Below are 1199 nucleotides of genomic sequence, written 5' to 3' on the forward strand. Positions count from 1 at the left end.
TCGGGCTGCCGCTGTAGGCGAGGGTGATCTCGGCGTCGGCGCCGTGGGCGTGCTTGGCCACGTTGGTCAGCGACTCCTGGACGATCCGGAAGGCGGTGAGGTCCACGCCGGGCGACAGCGGGCGGGCCTCGCCCTCGACGGTGAGCCGGACCGGCAGGCCGGCCCGTTCGAAGGTGTTGATCAGCTCGGGCAGCCGGTCGAGGCCGGGGGCGGGTTCGAGCGGGGCGCGCTCCTCGTCGCGGCGCAGCAGGCCGACGGTGGCGCGCAGTTCCTGGAGGGCCGAGCCGGTGGCGTCGGTGATGTGGCTGAGCACCTCGCGGGCCTGGACGGGGTGGTTGTCCATGAGGTGGACGGCGATGCCGGCCTGGGCGTTGGCGAGGGCGATGTGGTGGGCGACGACGTCGTGCAGGTCGCGGGCGATCCGGATCCGCTCGTCGGCGACCCGGCGGCGGGCCTCCTCCTCGCGGGTGCGCTCGGCCCGTTCGGCGCGCTCCTCGATGGCCGCGAGGTGGGCGCGGCGGTTGCGGATGGAGTCGCCGAGGGCGCCGGGCAGCAGGGCCCAGGCGAGGACGCCGAGCCGTTCGCTGATCGGACTGCCGGAACCGAACATCAGGGACATCCCGGTGAGCAGGACGGCGGTGGCGAGCGAGGCGCGCAGCGCGGTGGCGCGGTCGGTGCGGATGGCGAGGAAGTAGAGCGCGAGCAGCAGCGGGGTGGCCACCGCCGGGGTGAGCCGGGGGCTGACCAGGGCGAGGACCATCGTGCAGAGCAGCGTCAGGGCGACCACCGCGCGCGGGTATCGGCGGTGGGCGAACACGGTGACGGCGGAGACCGTCGCGATGAGGACGGTGGGCACGTCGAACCGGGCGACGCGGCCGCCGGTCTGGTCGACGGTGGCGCCGAGGGTGGTGATCGTGAGCAGGACCGCCCCGCCTGCGAAGTCGAGCAACCGCGGGTGCTCGCGGCGCAGGCGCTGCCAGGTGTCGCTCATGCTCGTGCTCTCCGGTCGGGTGTCTGGCCGCGCCCTTCGCCGGGCGGCGCCGGTCCGTGCGGCGCCGGCCCCGGTGGGGCGGCGGGCCTGGTCGGAGGCCTCCGCGGCGGGCGGAGCCTCCGACAGCAACGGTAACGGTTGGGCTCGAACCGGTGTCCGAGCCTGCTGGTGCCGGTCCCGGCCGCGGCCGGGCCGGGGCGGGGCCCGG

The 1199-nt window shown here is 75.8% G+C and carries 1 protein-coding gene; it reads right to left on the reverse strand.

Going from position 1 to position 1199, the window contains the following annotated elements:
* The coding region (locus tag ABZW03_RS41020) for a histidine kinase (RefSeq protein WP_355270000.1) at nucleotides 1–991 on the reverse strand (991 nt) is incomplete at its 3' end.
* Between the last annotated feature and the right edge of the window lie 208 nt (nucleotides 992–1199).

Source organism: Kitasatospora sp. NPDC004799 (assembly GCF_040609095.1).
Lineage (GTDB): Bacteria > Actinomycetota > Actinomycetes > Streptomycetales > Streptomycetaceae > Kitasatospora.